Genomic DNA, 26,455 nt, shown 5'->3' with positions numbered 1-26,455 from the left:
AGAGACGATGCCCTCGCAGCAGTCCGAACCTCCCGACGACCGACTCGCACGGCTGCGTGGACCGCAGCCCCCTCAGCCGTACACCGCCCGCAAGATCACCGCCCTGACCGCCAATCCCGCCTGCGCCCGCCGCGCCGTCCTCGACGCCGCCGGGGTGGACAAGGCACTGCTCGCCCAGCAGGTCGGATACGAGCCGCGCTTCGGCCAGTCCCCCTTCGCCCTCGCCCGCGAACAGGCGTTCCACGGCCTCGTGAAGTGGGGCAGCTACGCCGAGCTCATCCGGCTGCTGCGCGAGCAGCTCTCCGTCCCCGTGGCGGAGGCCCATGTCACCGACCTCAACGACGTAGGGGGCAACACGGCCCTGCACCTGCGCGAGCGGGAGACCCGCCGCCTCATCGCGCACGTGGCCTCCGGCCAGGACGTACGGCTCATCCTCGACCGTCCCGTGCTCACCCTCGAAGTCGCCGGTCAGACGGCGTACTTGGAACCGGACGCGGTCACCCACCGCATCGGGGGGAAGTTCCACGTCGTCCTCATCCGCTCGTTCGCGGCGATCGACGGCCAGGCCAATCCGACCGCCGTCGCCGAGGCGGCCAAGCAGGCCGCGGTGTACGTCCTCGCCCTGCACCGCGCCTTCGAGACGGCCGGCCTGCCCACCGAGCAGATCTCCCACGAGTTCCTGCTCGTCTGCCCCAAGGACTTCTCCAACCGCCCCTACGGCCGCCTGATCGACCTCCGGCAGGAACTCGACGCCCTCCAGTTCCAGCTCTCCCGGCTGCGGCGCGCCGAGGACCTCGCGGCCCGGCTCCCCGAGACGGCGACCCTGGACACGACCCGAAGCGCGGACGAACTCTCCTCTTCCATAGAGGCGTTGGACGCGTCGTACACGCCTTCCTGCCTGTCCTTCTGCGAAATGGCGCGCTACTGCCGCGACGAGGCCGACGGATGCGCCTCGCCGGCCCGCCTGGGCAGCGGCGTACGCAACGACCTGCCGGGCATCGACTCCACCCGCACCGCGCTCGACTACCTGGACGGCGTCGCCGCCCCCGGAGAGGCCGAGGCGGAAGCCGCCGACCTGCTGCGCGCCGCCGCCCAGCTGCGCCGACTCCGCCGGGGGGCCGCATGAGCGTCCTGTCCACCGTCGCGACGCTCACGGCGTCCCGCACCGGCCGTGCCGAACCGCTGACGACCGTCCGCCACCAGCACCTGGACGAGAAGCCGTTCGTCCTGGTGCCGCTCACCCTCGCCGGCGAGGCGTGCGCACCCCTGGCCGCGCTCGCGGGTACGGACCCCGAGCACCCGACCCTCCTCACCGTCCGCCAGCCGCGCAACCGCGCCGAACGCTTCCGGTTCGCCGAGCGCCTGGCCGCACTCCTCCTCGCGTACATCGACGGGTGCCGGACGGAGACGGAGCCCTACACCGTCGGCCGCGGCAAGGAGAAGGAGGAACGCCTGCGCTTCCAGCGGGCTCCGCAGCTCCTCGTCCCGAACGGCGAGGGCATCGCGTACGTGCGCCTGCTCGGCCGGCTGACCAGACTGCGCGCCACCGAGGGGCCGTACGCGGTCGACCCGTCCGTGCCCACCCTCGGCAAGTGGCTGACCTGGTTCGCGGACCTGGCCGAGTTCCCGGACTCCGGTGTGATGCTCGCGATGACACGGCTGCTCGCCGCCAACTGGGCCACCGGCCAGAGTTCTTCCGAGGACTCCCACCTCGCGTCCCTGCTCTCCTGGATTGATCCACCGGAGGACAACGACGGCGCGCGGGCGGCACGGGAGGCGGAGGACCCCGCTGTGTGGCCGCCGGCCGGTCCGTCCACGGACCCGGTCTTCGACCGGACCCTGCACGAGTTGATGACGCGCTACGACGAGGCGTCCGACGACCGCGGACGCGAGGCGGTCGGCCGCCAGATCGACCGTGAGCTGAGCGGCCAGATGCTTCCCACCTGGCGGCTGATGTGGCACGGCGTGGAACTGCTCCGCGGGCTGCCGGAGGGCACCCACGTCTCCGACCGCTGGTCCCGAGACCGGCGCTGGTTCTCCGAGTACGCCGAGTACCTGGACGCCGACGGCCGCCCGCAGGCCCGCCGCGACCAGGCCGTCCGAGCCGCCCGCCGCCTGGCCCGGCTGGAGGACGCGGTCACCCGCTACGAGGCGGAGCGCGCGTTCGACGACCCGCTGGTGATGGCGGAGTACGAGCTGACCGGCGAGGCGTTCACGGGCACGGTGACGGCCAGGGACGAGGACCGCTTCGCCCCCGGCGACCGTCCCGGCTCCCAGGTCTGGCGCCCGACGATCAGCCTGCGCACCGGCACCGACGCCCGCGTCGGTCTCGCGGTCGGCACGGAGGTGAAGTCCCCCGCCCGGCCCGGCCAAGGAGCTCGGATCCTCGAAGTACGGCGGGAGGACGACGGCGGCCACACCGTGGTGCTCCAGCTCGAGGGCGGCTTCGAGAGGAAGCGCAAGCCCCCGGCGCCGTCCGGCACCCTCGCGGAGGCCGGCGAGGAGCTGACGTACACCACGCTCAACCCCACGGCCATGCCGTCCGCCCTGCCCGACGAGGAGAACACCCCCTGGACCCACGGCGGTCCGCCGCAGCCGTACGAGCCCACCGACGAGGACGCAGAGGAGACCTGGGAGTGACCGCCCTCCTTCCCGACACCGGGGAGCCCGAAGCCCTCACCCCCGGCGAACGCGCGGACCGGGCGGTCGCGGGGATCCTGACCAGCCTCGACACCGCGCCCGGCCGGGGCGTCGTCGTGGACTCCCCGCCCGGAGCTGGAAAGTCCACGCTGGTGGTGAAGGCCACCGGGCACCTCACGTCCGCCGGCCACCAGCTCATGATCGTCGCGCAGACCAACGAGCAGGTCGACGACCTGGTGGACCGCATCGCGCGGGAGCACCCCGGTCTGGCACTCGGCCGCCTCCATGCCAGTGGCCACGTCCTCCCGCCCCGCGTCACCCGGCACCCCAACGTGACCGGGAGCAACCAGGTGACGGACCTGCGTGACCTGCCCGTCGTGGTGTCCACCGCGAAGAAGTGGTCGTTCGTCACCCCGGACAAGTGCGCGCCGTGGCGGTGGGCCATCGTCGACGAGGCGTACCAGATGCGCTCGGACGGGCTGCTCGCGACGGCCCCGCTGTTCGCCCAGGACGACTCGCAGGTCCTGTTCGTCGGCGACCCCGGCCAGCTCGACCCCTTCGCCACCGTGGAGACCGACCGCTGGCACGGCCTGACCTGGGACCCCCTGCGCAACGCGGTCGACGTCACCCTCGCCCACAACCCCGACCTCCTCCGCCACCAGCTCCCCGTCTCCTGGCGCCTCCCGGAGACGGCGGCACCCCTGGTCGAGCGAGCCTTCTACCCCTTCTACCGGTTCGTCCCCGGTACGACGGCACCGGAGCGCGTCCTGTCGTACGCCAGCCTGTCCCACGGCTCCACCCCACTGGACGACGTCCTTGCCCGGGCCGCCGACTCCGGCTGGGGCCACCTGGAACTCCCCGCCCGCCACACCCTGGACCAGGACCCGGAGGTGGCGGACGCCCTCGCGGCGACGGCGGCCCGGCTGCTGGAGCGCGGCGCGCTGGTCAACGGGGAGCCCCTGAACGCGTCGCGCATCGCGATCGGCACGGCACGCACCGTGCAGGCGGACGCGGTCCGCTCCCGCCTCGCCGCCCGCGGCCTGACCGACATCACCGTGGACACCGCCAACCGCCTCCAGGGCCGCGAATTCGACGTCACCCTGGTCTGGCACCCGCTGTCCGGCCGCCAGGACGCCTCCGCCTTCCACCTGGAGACGGGCCGCCTGTGCGTCCTGCTGTCCCGACATCGCTTCGCGTGCGTCGTGGTGGCCCGCGCCGGCATCAGGGACCTGCTGGACCGGCATCCGCGGAGCAGTCCTGTGTACCTGGATGTGCCGCCGAAGTTTCCGGATGGGTGGCGGGCGCATCAGGTGGTTATGGGGTGGCTGGAGCGGGGGGAGCACCGGGTGCGGGCGACGTGATCATGGGACGAATGGGGTCATTGTCGGTGGCAGACTGTACGGTCCACGCAGACGTGGCGTGAGGGAGATATCCAGAACATGGCAGCAGTGATCGAGAACCCGATCATCAATTCGCCGTACGCTGAACCGGCCTGGCACTGGGAGCTGGACCAGCGCGGCCAGCCGACCGGCGAGCGGGTTGCCGGGCGCCGCCCGAGCGAGACCTGGATGCCCGTACCGCGTGCCAGGAAGGGACGCAAGACCGGCGCCGGCGTCCAGCACGAGCTGTTTCTCGACGGCATCCTGGAGGAGCGCAAAGGCCAGGACGTCATCGGCAACATCCGAGCCGAGGTCTCCCGCTGGCGCCAGGCCGGGTATCCGAACATCACGCCTACGACTCGTCGTCTTCTGGAGTACTGGACGGACGCTACCCGGGAGCGGAAGCTGTTCTTCGCCCAGGTGGAAGCCGTGGAGACCGCCATCTACCTGACCGAGGTGGGCACGAAGCTCGGCAAGACGTGGATCGGTGCCCACCTGGACGAGGCCAATCAGGAGCACAACGCCGGCCTGCCCAGAGTCGCCCTGAAGATGGCGACGGGCGCGGGCAAGACCGTGGTGATGGCGATGCTGATCGCCTGGAACACCCTCAATAAGGTCGCCGGCCCGCAGGACCGCCGGTTCGCCAAGCGCTTCCTCCTGGTGGCGCCCGGTGTGACCATCCGGGACCGGCTGCGCGTGCTGATGCCCTCCGACCCGAACAACTACTACAAGGAGCGGGACATCGTCCCCGCAGACCTATGGGGTGCGCTCGGTCAGGCTCAGGTGGCGATCACCAACTACCACACGTTCATGCTCCGGACGACGCGGGAGGGTCAGGGACTCGCGTCCAAGACCAAGAAGCTGCTCCTGGCCAAGTCCAAGGACGACCCCTTCGTCGAGACGCCCCCCATGATGGTCAACCGGGTCCTGCGCGATCTTGGCGGGAGCAAGGGCGAGATCATCGTCTTCAACGACGAGGCTCACCACTGCTACCAGACTCGCGGGGCCGCCCTGGAGGGTGCCGTCACCCTGGACGAGCTGAAGGGGGAGGAGAAGAAGCAGGCCGAGGAGGAGAACAAGCACGCTCGTCAGTGGTTCGACGGACTGAACCACATCATGCGCAAGACCGGCATCAAGACCGTCTACGACCTCTCCGCGACTCCCTTCTACCTGAACGGCTCGGGCTACCCGGAGGGCACCCTCTTCCCGTGGGTGGTCAGCGACTTCGGACTCCTGGACGCCATCGAGTCGGGCCTCGTCAAGATCCCGCGTGTACCGGTGGACGACGACGCTGAACACAAGGACGTCTCGTACCTGAACCTGTGGGAGCACATCAGGGACAAGATGCCGACGCGCGCCCAGAAGCCGGAGACGCTCGCGGACAAGACGCTCCCCCCGGTATTGGAAGGTGCCGCCCACAGCCTGTACCGGAACTACGCGCAGGCGTTCGCGCGGTGGGAGGAGGAGACCCGGGGCACCGGATCCACGCCCCCGGTGTTCATCATCGTCTGCAACAACACGACGGTCTCGAAGTGGGTGTACGACCAGATCGCCGGACGTGAGCTCCCGGACGCCGACGGACTCGGCAAGCCGGGCATGCTGGAACACTTCTCCAACTACGACGCCCAGGGCCGCCGCTATGCCGTCCCGCGTACCATCCTGGTCGACTCGGCGCAGCTGGAGTCCGACAACCCCCAGCTCGACGCCCAGTTCAAGGCAGCGGCGGCCGAGGAACTGGAGGCGTTCAAGGAGGAGTACCGCACCCGGTTCCCGGACCGCGACGTGGAGGCGCTGAAGGACGCCGATCTGTTGCGCGAAGTCCTGAACACTGTCGGCAAGAAGGGCAAGCTCGGGCAGGACGTGCGGTGCGTGGTGTCCGTGTCCATGCTGACGGAGGGCTGGGACGCCAACACGGTCACGCACATCCTGGGCGTGCGTGCCTTCGGAAGCCACCTGCTGTGCGAACAGGTGGTGGGCCGCGGTCTGCGCCGCATCTCGTACTCGGTCAACGAGGAGGGGCTGCTGGAACCGGAGTACGCGGACGTCTACGGCATCCCATTCCAGTTCATCCAGACGGATCCGAACCGGGAGCTGAAGTCCAAGCCTCGACCGGAGCCGAAGCACGTCCGGGCCATGAGGGACCGGGAGGACCTGCGCATCACTTTCCCTTGCCTGGAGGGATACCGGGTGGAGGTGGAGGAGGCGCAGTTCTACGCGGACTTCACCGAGGCGGAGCCGTTCAAGGTCGACGAGGGCGTCGCCACGCGGGCCGATGTGGAGGGCATCGTCGGAGAGCAGGCCCGGCACACGCTGGTCGACGGCAGGGACATCCGCGTGCAGCAGGTCTCCTTCCAACTGGCCAAACACGCACTGGACTTGCTGGAGGATCCGAAACTTGGACGTAAGCCGTGGATGTTCCCGAACCTGGTACGGCTCGCCAAGGACTGGATCACACACTGCGTCGGCACTGACAACCAGCGTGCCCTGGCGATCATCTCCCAGGTCTCCGAGGAGCGGCAACGGGCGGCTGAGCTGTTCTTCGCCGCGCTGAACCGCCAGGAAGGCAACAACACGTCCAAGGTGCTGCCCATCTTCGCGCGCTATGCGCCGGAAGGCTCCACCGACAACGTGGACTTCTACACCACCAAGGCGGTCTACGAGGCCGACGAGGACAAGTCGCCGGTGAACTACGTCGTGCTCGACGGGATAGACGGCAACACGTGGGAGCAGATCCTGGCCACTCTGCTCGACGGCAACAAGAACGTGCAGTCGTACGTCAAGAACGACCACCTAGAGTTCGCGATCCCCTACCTCTTCGCGGGACGTACGCACCGGTACCTGCCCGACTTCATCGTCCGGCTCAAGCCCCGGGACGAGGACGACGAGCAGCGCCACCTGATCGTGGAGGTCTCGGGTTCGCGCAAGTCGGCCGGCAAGCGGGCGGTGAAGGCGGAGACCGCGCGGATGTGGTGCGCGGCCGTGAACAACCACGGCGGCTTCGGCAAGTGGGGCTATGTCGAGCTGTCTCAAAACCCGACCACGTTCAAGTCCGGCCTGGCGGCCGCGATCGAGTCGCTCTACGGCGACGGGGCGCTGACGGGGCTGTGCGAGGAAGGGCTCAAGAGCCTGGACAGGCTCAAGAGCGACGATGACGAAGCGGACTGGGGCGACGATGACTACCCCTGGGACGACGACCTGTTCAGCGCGGCGCGCGAGGCCGAGGGCGAATCCCGGCAGCGGCGGCAGCACGACGGCAACGACGACGAGGAAGGGAAGTAAGCACGATGGCCGCTCCCCGGAAGCGCAGTGCGAAGACCGCCGCGAACAGCACCAAGGCCGTAGAGGCCATAAAGCATGAGGAAACACGAGTGAACAACCCGACGGCGGACGCGTTCGACCTGGTCACGGAGGCAGTCGAGGCTGCCATGACCTGGCGTGGCAAGCGCGACTTCGCCAAGGACCCCCAGCTTGTCTGGAAGGGCAAGGACGAGCAGGACCGCGAGGACCTGGAGGTCCCGGCCCCCCCGATCTTCCGGCAGGAGCGGATCGAGCCGCGCTACCTCGTCAAGCAGCTGATGGACGAGACGAAGAGGCGGCGGGAGAGCGAGGGAAGTGAGAGCGCCCGGGAGGAACTCTCGCTCTTCGGTACCGAGTTCTTCGACGACGGTATCCCGGATGAGCTGGACAAGGTCGACTGGTACAACCACCAGATGAACTGGACCAACCGCATGATCCTGGGCGACTCGCTCCAGGTGATGGCGAGCCTCGCGGAGCGGGAGAATCTGCGAGGCAAGGTTCAGATGGTGTATATCGATCCGCCGTATGGGATCAAGTTCAACTCGAACTGGCAGGTATCTGCACGGTCGCGGGACGTAAAGGACGGGGCCCTCGCCTCAGCAACGAGGGAAGTGGAGCAACTCAAGGCCTTCCGCGATACGTGGGATTTGGGCATCAACTCATATCTAGCATATTTGAGGGATAGGCTGATTGCGGCGCGCGACCTGCTGTCGGCATCCGGCTCAGTATTCGTCCAAATCGGAGACGAGAACGTACACCTTGTGCGATGCCTCCTGGACGAAGTATTCGGAGGCGAGAATTTCGTCTCGCAAATCACATTCCTAAAGACCAGCAGCTCAACCAGTACATTCGGCGGCACCGCCGACTACATTATCTGGTACGCCAAGTCACGGCAAGACATGAAATTTCGCCAGCTCTTCCGAGAAAAAGCCACCGGCGGCGCAGGCGGTTCAGGGTACACGCGTGTACGCCTAGCTGACGGGACCGTTCGGCCACTAACTAAGGCGGAGGTCGCAGATAACTCCACTCTCCCTCAGGGTGCCAGGATTTTCGCAGGCGATAATTTGACAAGTCAAAGCATGGGGCGCACCAAGGGAGAGGGTGCGGCATCTTGGTTCAGGGTAGAGATCGGGGGACGATCATTCGACCCCGGGCCTAAGGCCCGCTGGAAAACCAACGAGCCCGGTATGCAAAAATTGATCGCCGCAGGCCGCGTCGCCCCGACCAGCGGAAAGAATCTCTCTTACGTTCGTTATCTTGACGATTTTCCGGCCATGCCGTTGAGCGATGTCTGGACCGACACACTGGGGCAGAACCAATTCGGAGGCGACAAGGTATACGTCGTTCAAACTGCTCTTCCAGCTGTGACGCGATGCATGATCATGTGCACTGACCCGGGCGACCTGGTTCTCGACCCCACCTGCGGATCTGGAACAACCGCCTATGTAGCGGAGCAGTACGGGCGCCGCTGGATTACCATCGACTCTTCCCGTGTCGCTATCGCCCTTGCCCGCCACCGCATTATGGGCGCTCTGTACCCCTCATACCTCCTCGCCGACTCCCCCGAAGGAAAGTCCAAGGAAGCCGAACTCAGCCAGCAGCCGCTCGACCGCTCGCCCTCGAAGCACGACATCCGCCGTGGCTTCGTCTACGAGCGTGTTCCGCACATCACGCTGAAGTCGATCGCGAACAACCCCGATATCAAGGAGGGGATGACCCGCGACCAGATCGACAAGGCGATCAAGAAGCACGCCGAGTTCGAGACGCTGTACGACCGTCCCTACGAGAACAAGAAGGCCGTCCGCGTCGCCGGCCCCTTCACCGTCGAGTCGCTCTCGCCGCACCGCTCCGTCTCCTTCGACCAAGATGTCCCCGCCTCCGAGAAGGCCGCCGAGATGATGCCGTCCGGCGCCTCGTACGAGGAGACGATCCTGGAGCACGTCAAGAAGGCCGGCGTGCAGAACGGCTACCGGAACGAGCGGCTGGAGTTCGAGTCGGTCGAACCGGTGTCCGGGCGGATACTGACCGCCGTCGGCATCCGCAAGGACGCCGAGGAGGGGACACCGGCCCGCGTCGGTATCGCGCTCGGTCCCGAGTACGGAACCGTCGACTCCCTGTTCATCAAGAACGCGGCCCGTGAAGCGCTCCGGTTCGGCGAGATCGACCTTCTACTCATCCTCGGTTTCGCCTTCGACGCGAACGCGACCGAAGCGACCAACGAGATCAACCAGGAGCGAGGCGAGTTCTCCGTCATCCAGCAGCGTCAGGTCGGCAAGATGGCCGTGCTCAACGTGCGTATGAACCCGGACCTCGCCATGGGCGACGAACTCGCCAACACAGGCGCCGGAAACCTGTTCACAGTCTTCGGTGAGCCCGACATCGAGCTGACGGAGACGAGCGACGGCCAGCTCGTCGCCGAGATCAAGGGCCTTGACATCTACAACCCGACGACGGGTGACGTCCGCGCCGAAGGTCCTGACGACATCATGATGTGGTCCATCGACACGGACTACGACGCCGAGGCATTCATCGTGCGCCACGTCTACTTCTCGGGCGAGAACGGGAAGTCCACGGGGCTCAACCCGTACGAGCGGCTCGGCAAGACGCTCAAGGGCCAGATCGACGACGAGGCGCTGTCCACCCTCTTCACCACGAAGTCCCGCCCCTTCCCCAAGCCCGAGTCCGGACGCATCGCCGTCAAGGTCGTCAACTACTACGGCGACGAAGTCCTCAAAGCCATCGACATCTGACACCACCACCGGGTGGGGTGCGTACCGCCACGGCACGCACCCCACCCGCCACTGACCACGCCACACGAAAGCACCACGTCACCGCACCAGCACCAGCACAACAGCCAGTTTCGGGGGGAACAGTGCAGTTCACGGACGCCCAGCGCACCGCCATCGACACCCACGACGACAACCTCCTCATCGTCGCCTGCGCCGGTTCCGGCAAGACGGAGGTGATCTCGCAACGGATCGCCCGCCTGATCGGGCGGCCCGGTGTCCAGCCCAGGAACATCGTCGCCTTCACCTTCACCGAGAAGGCCGCAGGCGAGTTGAAGGAGCGTGTGCACACACGGATCCGCGAACTCCACGGCGAGGTGCACGGCCTCGCCGAGATGTACATCGGCACCATGCACGGCTACGCCCTCGACCTGCTGCACAGCCACGTGCCCGAGGCGTTCAAGTACAACGTCCTCAACGACGTTCAGACCCGCCTGATCATCGACAAGTACAGCACCCAGTCAGGGCTGACCACAACGAACGCGATCGTCCAGGGAACCCCGAAGCCCCTGCGGCGCTGGGTCAACTCCAAGCTGTACCAGCAGGTCATGTCGATCCTCCGGGAGGACGACGTGGATCTGGACGGGCTCCGCTCCGACGTGGCGGACGGGCTCGACAAGTACATGCGACTGCTCAGCGAACGCGCGTACTTCGACTACACAGCCATCCTCCACAACGCCGCGGTCCTGCTCAACGACGACAACGACGAGGGCGACGAGTCCGTCCTGAGCCTCCAGCGGCATGTCAAGGAGACCGTCAGGTACGTCGTCGTCGACGAGTACCAGGACACCAACCCGGTCCAGGAGCAGCTGATCCACGGACTCACCCGCCACGGGGCGAACCTCTGCGTGGTCGGTGACGACGACCAGACGATCTATCAGTGGCGCGGCAGTGCCGTCGAGAACATCCTCACGATCGAGAACCGCTACCTGGGCGTCCGCCGAGCCACGCTGAACGAGAACTTCCGCTCCAGCCCCGCCATCGTCGACCTCGCGCGTCGAGTCGTCGAGCAGATTCCGCCTGGCGAACGCCTCAATAAGGCGATGACAGCGGCGGGCCACCAGACCTTCGAGCGCGGCGACCTGCTGGCACTCGAATTCCCGGACACGGAGGCGGAGGCCGGCTGGCTCGTCGACCGCATCGAGCGGCTGCGCGGCGTGCCGTTCCAAGACCGGGAAGGCAGCGAGCCCCGGGGACTCGACTGGTCCGACTTCGCCGTCCTGTTCCGCTCCGTCAAGGCCGACGCCGGCCCGCTCGTCGAAGAACTCCGGCGCCGCGACATCCCGTATGTCATCAAGGGCCTGACCAAACTGTTCGAGACACCGGAGGTCCAGGCGGCCGTCAGCTGCTTCCGGTTCGTCGCGGGGGAGGCCGACGAGCAGGATGTGATCGACGCGTGGGTCGACGCCGGCGTCGGGCTCACGGAGGGCGATGTCCGCGCCGGACTCCCCGTGCTCACCGCGGCCATGCGGTGGGACGCGTCCAAGCCCTGGGACTCCACCACGCTCCAAGGCGTCTTCCTTGATTTCCTCGAAGCCGTCGAGCTGCGCGAGGAGCGCGTTCCGCGCGAGCGGGGTGAACTCGTCTACTACAACCTCGGTCGCTTCTCCACCGCGATCGGGGACTTCGAGCGCATCCACCTCACCAGCGAGCCCCAGCAGCGGTTCGACGCGTTCGCCAAGTGGGTCGAGCACCAGGCACCCGACTACTACGAGGAGTCCGACGGGGACAACGGCTACGCCCAGCCCAACGCCGTCGTCATCGCCACCGTCCACCAGGCCAAGGGCATGCAGTGGCCCGCCGTCTTCCTGCCCGCCCTGCGCAAGAACACATTCCCCGCCTCCGGCCGGGGCGGGCTCGGCGTCTTCCACGTGGTCGAGGAGGACCTCATCCCGGGCGCGGCCCGTTACCGGGGCACCGAGGCGGACGAGCGGCGCCTCTTCTACGTCGCCGTCACCCGCGCCCAGAAGTACCTGGCGCTCTCCTTCGCTCCCAGCGAGAAGCGCACTGGCAAGAAACGCTCGGACTTCTTCAACGAAGCCACGGGAGTCCACACGGTCCTGACCCGGGAGGTCGTCCCCTCCCCCGATGACCGACTGACGCCGACCCCCAGGCGCGGCACCCCCGAGGTCGTCATGTCCTTCTCGGACCTGAAGTACCTCTTCGAATGCCCATACTCCTTCAAGCTCCGCCTGCTCTACGGCTTCGACTCGCCCCTGCAGAAGGAACTCGGCTATGGCAAGTCCCTGCACGACGTCATGGCCGAGATCCACAAACGTGCCATCGAGGGCGACATCGCCACCTCCGAGGAGGCGGAGGGTCTCGTTGACCGCCACCTGAACCTCCCGTTCGCGAACAAGGCGGCGGCCGACCAGCTCCGCCCCGCCGCCGAAACGGCCGTGCGCCGCTACCTTGAGCGCCATGGCGCGACCCTGCACCAGACGCGGTACTCCGAGCAGCCCGTCGAGATCCACCCGGTCCCCGGCGTTACCGTGACCGGCCGCGTCGACCTGATCAAGCGGCTGGACACGAACGAGACGTCGGTCGTCGACTTCAAGTCCAGCGAACGCGCCCAGGCCGAGGACCTGACCCGTGACCAGTTGCACCTGTACGTGCTCGGATACCGAGAGCTGACCGGGCAGGACGCGGACGTCGTCGAGGTCCTCAACCTCGACAAGGCGGGACGCGACACCCGGGAGATGGTGGACCCCAAGGTCATGACCGACCTCGGCGAGCGGGTCACGGAGGCGGCGAATTCACTGCGCACCAACCGGCTGTCCCGCCTGGAGAACTGGTGCACCTCCTGTGCCGGCTGCGACTTCGCGGGCATCTGCCGTAGCCGCGAAGGCTGACGGGCACTCCGCTCCTTCCTGGCCCGTGCAAGGGCATGGGCCAGGAAGGATCGACCGTGAGCGGTGCATGGTCTCGTCTGCGTCCCTATCTGGCAGACACGGACGCTCGGCTACCGCTCACCTCCGAAGGGACGTCACGCCTCCGATACGAATCCCAGGAACTGCGACCACCCCTCGCGGCCAACAGCGAAGTGAGGACGCGACACGTCCTTGGAGTCCCGTACGCACACGGCCTGTTCGGTGACGGCGACCTCGACGCAGTCGTCGCCCGAGCTGCCGCTGTAGCTGGACTTGAACCAGGCCAGTTCCGACGTGCTCATAGCTCTCCTCGGAGTCGCTTCAGCAGACCCCGGGAGTCTTTGGGGTTCAGGGCCTGCGAGCGCAGTGTGTCATAGCGCTGACAGAGGAGGCTCACCTCTTTCGGGTCAGAGATCAACCGGCCGTTCTCCTGCCCTTCGGAGTACGCCAGCCGTTGCCCCTTCGGCGTCTCCAAAAGGCGCACGGGGCCGTCCATGCAGGCATGCAACTCCGCATCCGACGGCATGACTTGCAGTGTCACGTTGCGAGGCGCAGTACGTTCCAGCACGTAGTCCAGCTGGCGACGCTGCACGTCACGACCACCCAGCCTGCGCCGGAATACTGCCTCCTCCACGATGAAGTGGAAGGGAACAGTGGGCCGCTCCAGCAGCATCCTCTGCCGATCCAACCTCGCCGCCACCTGAGCCTCCAACTGCTCGTCGGTCAGTAGCGGAATGCGGTTCTCGAACAGGGCCCGCGCATACCCCTCCGACTGCAACAACCCCGGCACCAGCCGGCACTCATACGTGCACAGGCTCACCGCCACCCGCTCCAGCCGGGCCCACTGCCGGAACCAGGCCGCGAGCCCTACATCCCCGCGTCCCCGTGTCACGTACTTCGACGACTTCCGCAGCGCCCCCGTGTTGCCCAGCGCCTCCTCGGACCGCTCCACCAACGCCACGTCGGGCATCCGCCGCCCCAACTCCACCGACTCCACTGTGTGCTTGGAGAAACGCACTAAGTCCGCGAACTCGGTTCGGCTGTACCCCGCGTGCTCCCGCAGTGCCTGCATGACCGCCCCGAACGTCCGCAGGCTGTCCGAGGGATCAGGCTCCCGGTCCGCCTCACCGCCCGGCATGTCTTCGTCGTCCACCACACCGCCGCCGGTCATCCGCGGCCACCTCCGGTTCCGTACACGCGCTGTGCGCCGTCCCCCACCCGACGACACCCAGCGTGACGCATGAACCGTCGTATCGTCCACGGAATGTGCTCGTACGCTGACGCAGCGTACGGACCGCAGCTCTGGAACGCGCCCCCGCGCACCGGTCACCGTGGCTCCATGAGCGCAACCACACCCCAACTCGCCATCACCGCACACACGTTCACCCAGCTCCTGTCGTCCACCCGCCGTGGAGCCCGGCTTGCCCGCCTTCTCGCCGCCGAGCAACTCCGCGCGTGGCCGGTGTCACCCGGCGTCACCGAGCACGCCGAGCAGATCGTGGCCGAACTCGCCGCCAACGCTGCCCTGCACGGTCGTGTCAACAGCCGCGACTTCCGGCTCACCCTCACCCTCGACACCGCGGCCGGCCAGCTCCGTATCGCCGTCACCGACGCCCGGGGCGAGCGCCTCCCGTCACCGCCTGCGGACTGCGGACCGTCCCCGGACGCAGAGTCCGGCCGTGGCCTCCTCCTGGTGACTGCCCTCGCAGACCGCTGGGGCGTCGAGCCGTACCCGCCCGGCGGCAAGACGGTCTGGGCTGAATGCGCCTGCGAGACCCCCGGCCCGGACACGCACAGCGGGCGGATCTGACCACGACGGCTGGGCACGGTTCACCCGGTGCGCGGCAGGCGGCTGAGTACAACCTTCCGTCCCGGTCGATGAGGTCAGGCCAGACGCCCAGGTGAGCCGTCGCCGCACTCCGGTTCGACGAGGCTGGGCAGGTGCTGACAGTGATCTCGCAGCCGATGGCGCGGACCGCAAACGGCTCCGAGCCCGGACAGGTAGGAGCTGTCGGGAAAACGCTCCATAACTGGCGTCCTGAGTGGGAAACTTGGGACCTAACGACCGAAGGAGTTCAAGGCATGGCAACAGGTGCTCACGACGGACAGGTTCCGGAAGCAGACGTACGTGGGCAGCGAGTCCTCGACCTCCTCGATAAGGCAATCGACAGCCAGAGCCTACTAATACGCAAGAACATCGCCCGCGCCCGCCAGCGGAACCCAGAGGCGACGCCAGAACAGGTAATCCGCAATCTGGAGCGGATGTACGTCAGTGCCTTGACCGGAACGGGTGCGGCGGTTGGAGGAACTGCAGCCGCGCCCGGCGTCGGCACGGGAGTCGCACTGGCGCTGTCGGCGGGCGAGGCTCTCTCGTCTCTTGAACTGAGCGCCCTCTTCGCGCTCTCGCTCGCCGAAGTCCACGGAGTCCCCATCGACGAGATCGAGCGCCGTCGAACGATCGTGATGGGAATCATGCTCGGCGGGAGCGGCTCAGCCACCATTACCAAAGTCGCCGAGCGTACGGGGCAACATTGGGGACGTCAGGTTGTCGCCAGGGTGCCCGTCGAGACGTTGCGTCAGATCAACAAGGTCTTGGGGAAGAACTTCATCACGAAGTACGGGACCAAGCAGGGAATCATCGTTCTCGGTCGAGTTGCACCCTTCGGTATCGGCGCTGTGATTGGTGGTGGCGCCAACGCTGCCATGGCCACTCTGGCCGTGAGGGCCGGTCGTCGCGCATTTGGCCCACCCCCGACGTCGTGGGATGGCTGACGCGCAGCACACCGCCAGAGTCCGAGAACTCGACTGACTGGCCCTCGGCGCACTGAAGGGCGTCGGGCGCCCCGCCTCCGCCACCGCAGTCGGTTCCGGCACCTACACCGCCTGCGCAGAGCCGGAGGAGCGCCAACCAAGGAACTCGCACCTCACGAGCACGCACCCCTGGTACCAATGCCGTGCAGTTGGGCGTCAGGGTATAGCCGACGAGGTGCCGGCCGAGACCGGCAGGACACAACAGCGGATAGGGGAGACACCAGCGCAACCAAGGGGGTGCTTGTGGGTGGCGGAAGATTCAACCGCACGTGTTTGAAGTGCCGCAACTCCATCCAGGTCGACCAGGACGGCCGCGTGGTCGCCCATGACAGGCCGCTAAGTCATCTCCCTTGCCATGCCTCCGGTCAGCTCGCCGCACTCGTGTCGGTCGAGTGGGGGCCCGGACCTCGACGCAGGCGGCAGATTGCGGGCGGGGGCAAAGGACGCAGGCGTGACCGGCGGAAGAAGACTGAGTCCCTCAAGCCCCCTGAGTGGCTACCGAATTATCGGGGTGAGCACCTGCCGACAATCGGCTTGCCCGCCAATGGATGGTTCAGTGTCTGGTTCCCGGCTCACACGATGTGGGAGCACGAGCGGAAACTCTCCGGCTGGGTCGGAAGTGATCGATCGTTCCGGTGGGACGGCCAAGAGAAGTCTTGGACGGTTGCCAGCGCTCATTTCCCGCACATAAGCCGCGAGCTGCTCCGCAGGTACCCGAGCGTCCTCATCGGCCGTGAGTACAACCCGCGTGAAAGGTGCAACTCTTCCTGCCAGAACGCCCAGGGCTTTCTGTGTACGTGCTCCTGCCGTGCCAAGTACCACGGCCGTGGTAAATGGCGAAGCGGGTGGAGGACCCTCGGCGAGTTCAGCGGTCGGCGCGCGGGGAGGCCGTGGCACTGGATGGCCGTTACCGTTGCCAGCTGATCGCCTCGGCACCCGCTCGCGGAGCGAGCCTGCGCAGGGCCGAGCCCCGCGCCCCGCTCCTGCCGACGGCTCGTTCACCACCTGCGCGACCCATCTGGGCGGGGCGGAGAGTGACTCCCGTCCGTCAGACGGCGACCACGTGCACGTCCGTCGGCGCGAGGACCGTCAGGTAGGCGTGGATGTCCCCCGGGTCGGTGGTGAAGATCACCGCGCTGCCGTGCCGGGCCGCTGCCAGGGCCACCCAGGCGTCCACCGCGTCCGGCCTCTTCTTCGTCGGCAGGGCCGCCCGCCCAAGCGCCGTACCGATGCGCCGCCAGTCCGCGAGGTCCGGGCCCGTCACGCAGGCCAGACACTCCGGACGACCCGCCTTCGTCTCGCGCATGGGCGGCTCGGCCGTACGGGCCTGAGGGACGGTGCAGTCCTTGAGGACACCGGCCAGCGCGTGCACCAGCGCCGGCTGGGGGCGCCACACCTGGGCGAGGACCGGTCCGAGCACCAGGGCCCGGTGCGGGACCGTGCGTAGTCCCTCGTGGAGAGCCACGGCCTTCGCCTTGCGGTCGGCGAGTGCGATGAGCATGCCGGTGTCGTAGACCGGTACCCGTGCGCTCACGCGGCGTGTCCCGGACGACGGGCTTTCCGGTCCCGGCCGTGGACGAGGCCCAGGGCCTCCTCGACCTCGTGGCGTTCCTGCTCCGTGAGTTCCGCGGCCGGTTCCGAAACGGGTTCGGCGGGCAGCCCGTCCGCTGCCCGCTCTGCCCGGGCGATAAGTGCGTCCACTTCGGCGAACTGCTCCTCTATGGCATCGCTCTCGGCCATCTGGCGCGTTGCGGCATGCACAAGGTAGGCCGAGACGTCCATGCCCGCCCGTTCCGCGTGCTGCCTGATGCGTTCGGCCTGGTCCTGCTCCAAGCTGATGGTGATACGCGTCTTTGCCACAAAGGCATCGTAATACGCGTATGACGGCAGTGCGAGTGCGGCCGGTCGAGGTGGACAAGCGGGCACGTCTCCTCTCCCCGGCACCCCGTCCCGCCCCGCCTACCGGCTTCCGCCGCCCGTCCCACGCGGCGGACCCGCGGTCCGACTGCGATCCGTCACTGCGTCCGGGGCGCCAGCGCCCCGATCACCCGCTCGACGTCGTCCCGCCACGCACACAACTCCGCGTGCGTGGGAGCCAGCTCGTACCCGTGGTAGTGGCAGGCCCGGCTGAGGCCGGCCCAGGTCGCCGACCAGCGGCGGGCCGTGTCGGGGTCGGCGTAGGACTCCAGGCACAGGGCCTGTGCGTGCGGCGCGCAGCGAGCCAGCTGCGGTTTGCGGGCCTGCCAGTAGCGGCGCAGGGCCTCTTCGAGGGCGTGGCGCAGCAGCAGTGCCACGGCGCGTGGCCAGACTCCCGTGGTGGAGGCGGTGGCCGTGCCGAGCAACCGGTCCGCGCCCGCGAGCAGTTCCTCAGGGGTCGAGGTGGGCGGCTGCGGAGGCGGGAGGGGTGCGGGGAGCCGGGGAGGGCGCGCGGTCGGGACGGGTGTGGCCGGGGGGATCGTGGTCACAGGGATCGCACCGCCTTCGCGAGGTCCGCGGTGCGGCGGATGATCTCTTCCGCGTCGTTGACGAGCACGGCTTCGTGGGAGCCCCTGTTGCACCACCGGATATGGTCGGTGGCCTGCTGGCCGTAGGCCCGGGTGAGGTCGGTCATGGTCTCGCCCACCCGGTCGGTCTCCCCGTAGAGGGCGAGAGAGGCCAGTTCGGTGAGCTTGTGTGCCTTGGCGATGCGTCGCTCGATCTCGTCGTGGGGCAGGCCCGTGCCGAGGAGCCGGCGCCGGGCCGGTTCGAGGAGGGCGGCCTCCAGGGCGGTGCGGCACAGGCCGGGCAGGACCCGGGCGACGACGTCCCCGGGCAGGTCGCGGGTCCTGGCGAGCGCCTTCGCGTCGTACAGGGCCTGCTTGACGGGGTCGTCGCCGGAGCGGACGCGTACGGCGGAGCGCTCACGGCGGTCGACGGTGAGGACGGTGGCGGGCAGCCGCAGGTACTTCAGAGCCTGCGGCAGGCGGGTGTCGTGGGTGAAGACGACGACCTGACGGTGCTCGGCGAGGAGGGCGAGGACGCGGGCGAGGCCGTCCACCTTGGCGGGGTCCATGGACTGCACCGGGTCGTCGATGACGAGGAACCGGAAGGGGTTCTCCGGGAGGAAGGTGCGCGGGAGGAAGAGGGACAGGGCGAGGGAGTGCAGTTCCCCCTGGCTCATCACGCCGAGCGCGGGGGCGTCGATGTCGTCGACGGTCACGTCGAGGGCGACCTTGCGCTGGGTTGCGGAGCCGCTCAGATGGACCGGGCCGAGGGCGACATTGCTCTGCTGGCGCAGGTTGGACCAGATGCGCTGGGCGTCCTCGGCGATGGGACGCATCCTGTCGGCGCGGATCTCGTCGTGGGTGGCCCTGAGCCATTTCTGGGCGGCCTTGACGCGGGCCAGGTGCGGGGCCGCCTGCTCGGCCGCGTGGGCCTTGTCGAGCCAGGCGGCGAGCGCCCGCGCGGCGTCGCGCCAGGTGTCGTCCTGGTCGGCGAGGCGCACCGCGGCCTCCTGGCGGGTGACCCGTGCGGCGTCGGCGGCGGTCCGTGCGGCGTTCTCGGCGGCGGATGCCAGTACGGCCGGGTCGGAGACTGTGCGGCACCGCAGCCAGTCGTCCCAGGCTGCGGCGATCTCGGACGGCAGCCAGTCGGGGGGCGGGACGGCCAGGTCGCGGACGGCCTGCGCGGCCGCGTCGAGTTCCCTGCGGGCGGCGAGGACTTGCTCGGCCTCGGCGCGCAGCAGGCTTTCCTGCTCGGCGGCGTCCCGTGCCCATTCCTCGTCGAGACGGGCCACGCCGCCGCACACCGGGCAGGTGGCGAGGGCGGGGTGGGCGCGGTGGTGGGCGAGCGCGCGGGCGAGGAGTTCGGCTCGGCGCAGCGCGTCCTCGGCGGACGTGCCCCGAAGGTCCTCGGCGGAGGCGATGGCTTCGCGCAGCCGGGTCACCGCCGTGGCGACCGCCTCGATGTCGGGTCCGGTCAGGGTGGAGCGGCGGCGCAGGTCGAACAGGAGGGCCTCGTCCACCGGGCCGGTCCCGGCGGCCAGTTGGGCCGCCCGCGCGAGGTCCGGGCACCGCCCGCTCAGTGCGGTGTGGGCGCTCTGGGCGCGGGGGTCGTCGGTGCCGTCCAGGAGGGTGAGCAGGGCGGGGAGTTCGGCCTTCACCTCCTTGGCGGGCGCGTCGTACTCGCGGGTCCGGTCGCGCAACCACTTGTCGGCGGCGGCGAGTTGCTCCAGACCGAGGATGGAGGCGACGGCGTCGTACATCTCGCTGGGCCTGCCGCCGATCACCTGGCCGAGCTCGGAGTACGACAGGAAGGGGCGGTAGGTCGCCAGATCCTCCTGCCAGCCGAGGCCCGGGAGGGGGACGGGGTCGTGGCCGGGCCGGTCGAGTTCGGCGGTGGAGTCGGCAACGTCGTCCCCGTGCCAGGTGCGCAGCACGGTGGCCGGCTCTGGATCGCCGTCGAGGCGCAACTCCACGGCGACCTGGGGTTCCTGGCCGTGGTGGAGGTTGCGCCAGCTCTTGCGCCAGATGTCGCTGCGGCCGCGCCAGCGGGCGTTGTCGCCGGTCAGCGCGATCTCGACGGCCTCCGCGAAGCTCGACTTGCCGGAGCCGTTGCGGCCGGTGACCAGGGTGAGTCCCGGGCCGGGGGTGAGGGGGAGACGTGCGGTACGGCCGATGCCGCGGAAGCCGCTGACCGTGACGGACTGCAGGTAGGCGCCCGGCATCCGGCCGCGCGCCCCGCTGTCGTCCTGGAAGGCGGTGAGCAGGAGGGCTCGGGTGTCCTCGTCGAGGTCCGAGCCGGCGAGCCGCCCGGCGATGAGACTGGCAAGGGTGCCGACCGACGGCTCCTGGGCGGGCGGCCCTGCGGGAGACGGGTCCGGGGCGGGATCGGCGGGTACGGGCATGACGGGACTCCCGTGGAGGCGACGACTGCGGAGCGTACGGCCGGACAGGTCGACGGCAACTGAACGACAGGGGACACACGGGAGCAGCGTTGTAACGCGGGGCCGTGAGACCTGAGTTGTGGACGACCATAGCCCACACAGACCCGACAATGGAACTCTTTGGAACTTCATGGAGATCATTGGACTCAGGGCCGGGGTGTGACGCCCCGGCCCCCGCGCTCACAAACGCCACTCCTCGAAGAGCACCCCCAGCAGCTCCTCCTGCCTGGCCTTCAGTACGTCGGGGGTCCACTCGACGTGCTGGAGCACCTGGCTGGTCAGCGCGAAAGGGACCACTCCCCCGCGGCCGGTGAAGTACTTGGCCTTCTTGGCGGCGAAGTCGTAGTTCTGGGCCGCCGAGTTCTTGGCGCGGTTCAGCAGCACCAGGTTTCCCAGGCGGTGTGTCCACTGGGCACGCTGCTCCTCGTCGAACAGCCCGACCCACTGCGAATCGGCCTTCGGGTTCTGCGGCAGCACGTGCTCCACGGTGATGAGCGGGTGGTCGTACGTCACCCCCTGCCCGCGGGCCAGCAGCTCGTCGAGCCGGAGCAGCACATACTTGCGGATCTTGCCGACCAGATAGAGATCGCCGTCGAGCCTGGACCGGGTCTCGGCCTTCTCGTCGTCCCTCAGTTCGAGGGCCGGGGAGGCAAGGCCCTGTCCTTCGTCGAGCTGCCGAAGCAACTCGGCGTACCGCGTGACGCGGGGAGTCGTGTAGACGCGGCGGACGAACATGCTGGCCGACAGCCGCTCCAAGGCCCGCATGAACGTGTCGAGCCATGCCGGGTCGTCCTCGTGGTGACGCAGCGCCCAGAGAGCGGCGGGCCGCCAGTCGTAGTTGTCGACCTGCTGGAGCCTCCTGAACCAGGCGTTGACCGCCTCCGCACCCGAAGCGGACTCATAACGTGCTTCACGGATCTGGGCATAAGCCTCGGCATACGGCCGGACGACGTCATGGACGAAGACCTCGCCCCTGCCGGGGAGGTAGCGGTTGAGTACCTGCTCAGGGAACTCCTTGAGCAGCTCCTGTTCCGCCCGCTTCTTGGCAAAGATCATCCGCAGGTGGAGGAAGAGTTCCGCGAAGTCGTCGCGCCCCAGCATCTCTTCGGCGTCCTCCCAGGTGGTGGCGCACGCCTCAGACGCCTCCGCCCCGAGATCCCCGATTATTTGCGACTTGAAGATGTCGGTGGGAGACAAGTCCAGCCCGCGGGAGTTCATGACGCTGAAGATCCGGTGTGCGCTGTCGAGGTCAGGAGTGCTGACGACGACAAGGAACGTCCGCTCGGCGAGCATCTGAGCCAGTTCCAGCCGGCGTCCCTCGGTCAACGCGGTGAGGCTGCGGTGAAGGACTGTCGCGTTGCGGAGGACGGCCTTCTGCGCGTCGGTCCGCAGGGCTTCCTCCTTGAGCGTCAGCAGAGTGTCCACCGCGCCCTTCGTCTGCACGTACTTCTCGAAGAAGTCCGCGTCACGGCTTCGCAGAGTGAGCCGCGGCCTCGGGGCAAGCCCACGGATCTTGGCACCCGGCTCCATGACCAGCCGGTCGAGGTCGCCACGCAGCTCCGGATCCTCGGTGAGGTCGCGGAGGACCGACAGGAGGATAGTCAGGGTCGTGAGGCGCTGCTGGCCGTCGATGACGTCCGCCGTCGGGACTGCGCTGTTCTTGACGAGCACAACGGATCCGAGGAAGTACGGCTCATCCGTCCCACGGTCCAGGGCTTCCTGCAGGTCCATCAGCAGTTGAGCCGCCTGCTCCTCCTGCCAGGCATAGGGGCGCTGGTAGTCAGGTATCTGGAAGTCGTAGTCACTGCTGAACACCTTGTGCAAGGGCATCTCGTGCGCCTCGAGCTTCTGCATGCCCCGATGATGTCGGAAAAATAGATCTCTGCGGCACTAATCCGACGCAACTTCCTTCCTCTGGCAGCGATTCCACGGGAGCCGGGGACACCCACGCCTGGACGAGGGCTTCACCATCTACTGTTGTATCGACGACAGCGTGAGCACCCGCCACGTCCGGCATGAGGGTCGACAGGGACCGGAAGTTTTGTCATCCCTCTCATTCAGCGCTCAGCGACACCCGTATCCCTTGCCCCGCGCGTCTGCGTGCCACGTCAACGTCCTGCGCACCAAGGTCACACCGAGCTGGACGACCTGCTCGATCGTCAGGTCCGGCGTGGGGATGCTCCGGTAGACGAAGTCGGGCGCGAACCCGTTGAATGCCAACGGAGCATGCGGGGCGGTTGCAGGTCGCTCGGGACCCATGTCGTCCAGCAGGGTACGTGCCCGGTCAAAGCAGAAGTAGTCGCCGTAGGCGCGGGCCTCCTGTTCGCGGACTGCCCGCCGTGTCGGGCCGGGCCGGCCAGGTGGACCAGCCAGAACTGGCCTTCCTGGATCTGCCAACCGGACAGGGTGTCGTCTCCGCGGTGAACATCTCCACGATGCCCTGGTCTCGGTTCAGTGCGGTCCGCACGATGACGCCGACCTGTTCCATCTCCTGCGCCAGCTCTGGCCGGACGAGGCTGCGCAGGCAAGGCATCTTCTGCACGGTCGCGTCCAGTCGAGCGTTCTTGAGGATTGCGACTACTTCCTCTGGCACCAGCAACGGTTCGGCCCCCGCGGGGGTGCCGACCTCGGCGGCCAGTCGCACGAGCTTGTCGATCAGGTCGAGCCAGTGCTCGAACACATCGGCGCCAACCCGTCCGCCCGCCGGAGATCGGGCGGACAGGACCGCAGCGCGGCACGCAGGTCCTCGTAGCTGCGGTACCGCCAGGTCAGACCGTTCGGGGTCGTCCATGAGCCGTCCGGCCAGCCGGGAGCGACCAGGCTGAGCAGTACCAGGACGGGATGGTCCAGGCCGTGGAGGTTGCCCGATGCGTACACGTTCGACCGGCCGCTGTCCGGGAGCGAGACCCCCCAGCCTTCGGGCCATCGAAATCTCTTGCGGAACTCGAGACCATCCGGCCGCTCCTAATCGGCGCCTACTCAATCCAGATTCGGCATACCGGAGCCCATAGGCCGACCAGGTTCGCCAGCTCATCTCCGCGATAAGACCCTCGTCGGCGCGGGGTAAAACTGGCCGGTTAAGCGGCCGCATGTCAGGATCGGACCGTGCCTGTTTTCCTGGACGCTGCCGAGAGTTCGGGGCTCCCTGCCGTGCCGCCTCCCAGGATGCGGCGGGTGGTGTTCGTCGCGGTGCTGAGCTCGGACGGGCGGCTTGTGCTGGTGGCAGACGACCTGTCTGGAGTTCTTCCCCGATGGGTACTCCCTTCAGGATCCGTCCGAGCCACAGAAACCTACCGTGAGGCGGCAGTACGCGTACTCCTCGATGCGGTCGGCGCGATGCCGGTGCGCGGGGGCACTGTTGAAGGATGCCGCTGGGCTCAGGTGCCTGTGCCCGTAGGCCGGAGCCGTCGAGAGGCGCACGTGTTCATCTTTCGTCTCGCTGAAGCTGGTGATCCGCCGGATCATCTGTCCTGGAGGGGAGCGACACGCTGGGCGGGGCCTGAGCAGTGGCAGGAGTTGTGCACACGGTGCGATCTGCCAGATGTAGATGTGCTGTTGACGGGATACCTGGAGGGGTGGATCCCGGACGGGCGGATCACGTTGGGGCCTTGAGCCCCGGTACCTCGGCGCCCGCTGTCACTCTGCCCTGGCGATCGTGGTGGCGGTCTCCTGTAGGGCTGCAGCAACCGCTGGCATGTCCTGTTCACGCAGACGTACGGCGGGTGCGTACACGGAGATCGCGGCGAGCGGTTCCCCGATGCGGTTGCGGATGGCCACGCCTACGCCGTGCAGGTCGTGTGCACTTTCCTCAAGGTCTGCCGCCCATCCCCGGGCTCTGACTTCCTCCAACTCCACCTCAAGCAGCGGCCACTCAGTGATGCTCCCTGCCGCCGTAGCAGGGAGCGCGGCCGGGAGTGTCGCGCGTACATCTGCCGGGTCGCGCAGTGCGAGCAGGGCCTTGCCCGCCGCTGTGACGTGGGCGGGGAGTTCCTGTCCGAGCGGAACGCTGACGCGCAGGACATGCCGGCACTCGACTCCGTCGAGTAGTCGGACGACGGCCGCATCCAGGGAGTACAGGCACACCGTCTCCTGCAGCTTCTCGGAGAGCTCCTCCAGGGGTCTGCGCGCCTGTCGTCGGACGTCCAGCTGGGCGATCGCGGCCAGTCCCATGCGTACGAGCTGCGGACCCGCCGAGTATCCGTGCTGGCCAGGATCGTGACGCAGGAAACCCGTGCGCTGCAGGGTGACCAGGATGCGGTGTGCAGTGGAACGTGAGATACCGAGCTCCCGGGCGGTTTCGGTAACACCGATTTCCCCCCGGTCATACGCCAGGACGAGAACATCCAGGGCCTTCGTCACCGACCCCAAGGCCTCTGTCGCAGACAGATGCTTGCCATCCACCATGAAGGAACCGTAACGCTCAAACGTTCCCGGAGGCCGGGAGCTTCGACAGAATCCACACGTCAGGATTCTGTGATGGCACGTCTCACAGTTCCGGTGCGGCATCGCACGAACCCGGCGAGCCAACTCTGCGCCAAGACAGGTCGAGTCCTGCGATAACCCCGACCGGACTTGCCGTGCTTGAGCGCACTGTTGACCGTTTGATAGCGCCTCACAGGAACTGCGTGCGTGCCACAGTGTGCCGTCCTTACACTGGCAGCGACCTTCCTTAGGAGCTCGCTATGGCGGGATACCGGACCAACGCACCTGCGTCAGACAAGGGTGTCTACATCGGCCAAGCCCGGCATGCCGTGAAGGAGCTGATCACTTCACTGCGCGGCGAGTTGGCGACGTTGGAAGCTGTGTACGCGATGATGTGCCAGGGCACCGAATCCACCGATGTCCGCGAAGAGCCGCCGGACACTGGCGAGGACGCGGAAACCGCCCAGCCTTCCCGGGAGGGTCCGTCTGAAGTTTCTGTCGCCGACGAGGATCCTTCGTCCGAAGATGCGCGCCCGGGGATTGGCACTCGGACCCTGGGGCCACCGCGTAACGGAAGCATGCGCGATGCGATCCTCACACTCCTGTGCGCTGCTCAAGAGGCAATGTCCATCACCGATATCGCGGCGGCGGTGCGCCCGGGAGCGGACGCGACGGTCCGCTCATCCGTAGGAAAAACCCTCAACCGCATGAAGCAACTTGGCGAGGTGGAAAACGTAGCACCGGGAATGTTCCGGGCCGTGCTGTCATCCCGGGCCGCTTGATCCATCCGAGAACGACCCTAACCCAACAAGCAGGCCTCCCTCGATTAGCGGTCGAGGGAGGCCGCCAAACACGCGAACGGACGCTTCGCCTAGCAGGGTTCCGGTCCGTCGCGCACGTTCACTCTAGCGCCCCCACGGGTGGCGCTAGAGGGCGTCTGCGCCATTACGTACTTGAGCGTGCACGACTGACCTCAAAGAGGTAATTGGGGATCAGTCATGAGCACATTGGGTCGTACTCGATCCGGGCCAGAGCGCCAGGCCCAGGGCGCGCTCCAGTCGGCAGACCGTCAGCACATCCGGCCAGGTGGCGCCCGCCAGCAGATCCCCGATGGTCTGTCTGCCGACGTGGCTCTGGGCGGCCAGGGCACGCAGCGAGAGCTCCGGCCTCTCACGCAGGGCGGCGGCGAGGCGGCGGGCAATCGTCTGGACCACCGCCGCGGCGGGCTCCCCGGCGATCCGGGCATCCGGCCACTCCTCCGGATCGACGGCGTAGCTCCATGGCGGCGCCGTGCGCGCTCGGCCTCCGGTCATAAAGATGCGTTCC

20 protein-coding genes are annotated in these 26,455 nt (G+C 67.8%); 10 read left to right on the top strand and 10 right to left on the bottom strand.

Annotated elements, in window-relative coordinates; translation table 11 throughout:
• The first annotated feature begins 7 nt into the window (after positions 1-7).
• From ACZ5CW_RS12795 to ACZ5CW_RS12770, 6 genes are all read left to right on the top strand, one after another.
• Entirely contained in the window at positions 8-1,126 is a 1,119-nt protein-coding gene (locus ACZ5CW_RS12795; RefSeq protein WP_351335780.1) for a hypothetical protein, read from the top strand.
• A complete protein-coding gene (locus tag ACZ5CW_RS12790) occupies positions 1,123-2,640 on the top strand; it encodes a hypothetical protein (RefSeq protein ID WP_351335783.1) in 1,518 nt (505 codons plus the stop codon). The genes ACZ5CW_RS12795 and ACZ5CW_RS12790 overlap by 4 nt, the downstream gene beginning before the upstream one ends.
• Entirely contained in the window at positions 2,637-4,001 is a 1,365-nt protein-coding gene (locus ACZ5CW_RS12785) for an AAA family ATPase (protein ID WP_351335786.1), read from the top strand. Before ACZ5CW_RS12790 ends, ACZ5CW_RS12785 begins: the two co-directional genes overlap by 4 nt.
• 78 nt (positions 4,002-4,079) lie before the next feature.
• Positions 4,080-7,298, top strand: coding sequence for a BPTD_3080 family restriction endonuclease (locus tag ACZ5CW_RS12780; RefSeq protein ID WP_351335789.1), 3,219 nt, complete (start codon positions 4,080-4,082; stop codon positions 7,296-7,298).
• 5 nt (positions 7,299-7,303) lie between these two features.
• Entirely contained in the window at positions 7,304-10,066 is a 2,763-nt protein-coding gene (locus ACZ5CW_RS12775) for a site-specific DNA-methyltransferase (protein WP_351335792.1), read from the top strand.
• 122 nt (positions 10,067-10,188) lie between these two features.
• Positions 10,189-12,954: an ATP-dependent helicase gene (locus ACZ5CW_RS12770; protein WP_468600398.1), complete on the top strand. Its 2,766-nt coding sequence runs from the start codon at positions 10,189-10,191 to the stop codon at positions 12,952-12,954.
• 134 nt (positions 12,955-13,088) lie between these two features.
• Here the strand turns inward: ACZ5CW_RS12770 and ACZ5CW_RS12765 are convergent, their stop codons facing one another.
• Positions 13,089-13,274, bottom strand: a complete 186-nt coding sequence (locus ACZ5CW_RS12765) for a DUF397 domain-containing protein (RefSeq protein ID WP_351335798.1) — start codon at positions 13,272-13,274, stop codon at positions 13,089-13,091.
• Positions 13,271-14,143: a helix-turn-helix domain-containing protein gene (locus ACZ5CW_RS12760; RefSeq protein WP_351335801.1), complete on the bottom strand. Its 873-nt coding sequence runs from the start codon at positions 14,141-14,143 to the stop codon at positions 13,271-13,273. Before ACZ5CW_RS12760 ends, ACZ5CW_RS12765 begins: the two co-directional genes overlap by 4 nt.
• A gap of 168 nt (positions 14,144-14,311) precedes the next feature.
• Between ACZ5CW_RS12760 and ACZ5CW_RS12755 the strand changes: the two genes are divergently transcribed.
• On the top strand, positions 14,312-14,782 hold the full coding sequence (locus ACZ5CW_RS12755) for an ATP-binding protein (protein WP_351335804.1): 471 nt from the start codon (positions 14,312-14,314) through the stop codon (positions 14,780-14,782).
• A 272-nt stretch (positions 14,783-15,054) separates the two neighbouring features.
• Positions 15,055-15,744, top strand: a complete 690-nt coding sequence (locus tag ACZ5CW_RS12750; RefSeq protein ID WP_351335807.1) for a hypothetical protein — start codon at positions 15,055-15,057, stop codon at positions 15,742-15,744.
• A gap of 1,087 nt (positions 15,745-16,831) precedes the next feature.
• Here ACZ5CW_RS12750 and ACZ5CW_RS12745 read toward each other — a convergent pair.
• The 6 genes from ACZ5CW_RS12745 to ACZ5CW_RS12720 form a co-directional block, all read right to left on the bottom strand.
• Positions 16,832-17,317 carry a PIN domain-containing protein gene (locus tag ACZ5CW_RS12745; protein WP_351335810.1) on the bottom strand — a complete coding sequence of 162 codons (486 nt, stop codon included), beginning with the start codon at positions 17,315-17,317 and terminating at the stop codon, positions 16,832-16,834.
• Entirely contained in the window at positions 17,314-17,643 is a 330-nt protein-coding gene (locus tag ACZ5CW_RS12740) for a plasmid mobilization protein (protein WP_351335813.1), read from the bottom strand. The genes ACZ5CW_RS12745 and ACZ5CW_RS12740 overlap by 4 nt, the downstream gene beginning before the upstream one ends.
• A gap of 155 nt (positions 17,644-17,798) precedes the next feature.
• Positions 17,799-18,248 carry a hypothetical protein gene (locus ACZ5CW_RS12735; RefSeq protein WP_351335816.1) on the bottom strand — a complete coding sequence of 150 codons (450 nt, stop codon included), beginning with the start codon at positions 18,246-18,248 and terminating at the stop codon, positions 17,799-17,801.
• Complete coding sequence (locus ACZ5CW_RS12730; RefSeq protein ID WP_351335819.1) at positions 18,245-20,668, bottom strand: AAA family ATPase; 2,424 nt, start codon at positions 20,666-20,668, stop codon at positions 18,245-18,247. The genes ACZ5CW_RS12735 and ACZ5CW_RS12730 overlap by 4 nt, the downstream gene beginning before the upstream one ends.
• A gap of 219 nt (positions 20,669-20,887) precedes the next feature.
• Complete coding sequence (locus tag ACZ5CW_RS12725; protein WP_351335821.1) at positions 20,888-22,561, bottom strand: DUF262 domain-containing protein; 1,674 nt, start codon at positions 22,559-22,561, stop codon at positions 20,888-20,890.
• Positions 22,562-22,991: 430 nt separating this feature from the next.
• Positions 22,992-23,498, bottom strand: coding sequence for a hypothetical protein (locus ACZ5CW_RS12720; RefSeq protein WP_468600392.1), 507 nt, complete (start codon positions 23,496-23,498; stop codon positions 22,992-22,994).
• Positions 23,499-23,872: 374 nt separating this feature from the next.
• Between ACZ5CW_RS12720 and ACZ5CW_RS12715 the strand changes: the two genes are divergently transcribed.
• Positions 23,873-24,319 (top strand): NUDIX hydrolase, encoded by a 447-nt coding sequence (locus ACZ5CW_RS12715; protein ID WP_351336011.1) that lies wholly within the window; start codon positions 23,873-23,875, stop codon positions 24,317-24,319.
• A 24-nt stretch (positions 24,320-24,343) separates the two neighbouring features.
• On the opposite strand, the gene ACZ5CW_RS12710 is transcribed toward ACZ5CW_RS12715, so the two are convergent.
• A complete protein-coding gene (locus tag ACZ5CW_RS12710) occupies positions 24,344-25,111 on the bottom strand; it encodes an IclR family transcriptional regulator (RefSeq protein WP_351335830.1) in 768 nt (255 codons plus the stop codon).
• A gap of 278 nt (positions 25,112-25,389) precedes the next feature.
• Here ACZ5CW_RS12710 and ACZ5CW_RS12705 point away from each other — a divergent pair, with 278 nt between their 5' ends.
• Positions 25,390-25,911 carry a hypothetical protein gene (locus tag ACZ5CW_RS12705; protein ID WP_359505058.1) on the top strand — a complete coding sequence of 174 codons (522 nt, stop codon included), beginning with the start codon at positions 25,390-25,392 and terminating at the stop codon, positions 25,909-25,911.
• A 210-nt stretch (positions 25,912-26,121) separates the two neighbouring features.
• Here the strand turns inward: ACZ5CW_RS12705 and ACZ5CW_RS12700 are convergent, their stop codons facing one another.
• Complete coding sequence (locus ACZ5CW_RS12700; RefSeq protein ID WP_351335836.1) at positions 26,122-26,442, bottom strand: helix-turn-helix domain-containing protein; 321 nt, start codon at positions 26,440-26,442, stop codon at positions 26,122-26,124.
• Positions 26,443-26,455: the final 13 nt, after the last annotated feature.

Source organism: Streptomyces sp. NPDC031379 (assembly GCF_055569615.1).
The sequence above is the reverse complement of the archived record's forward strand: the minus strand, read 5'-3'. Positions and strand labels throughout refer to the sequence as shown.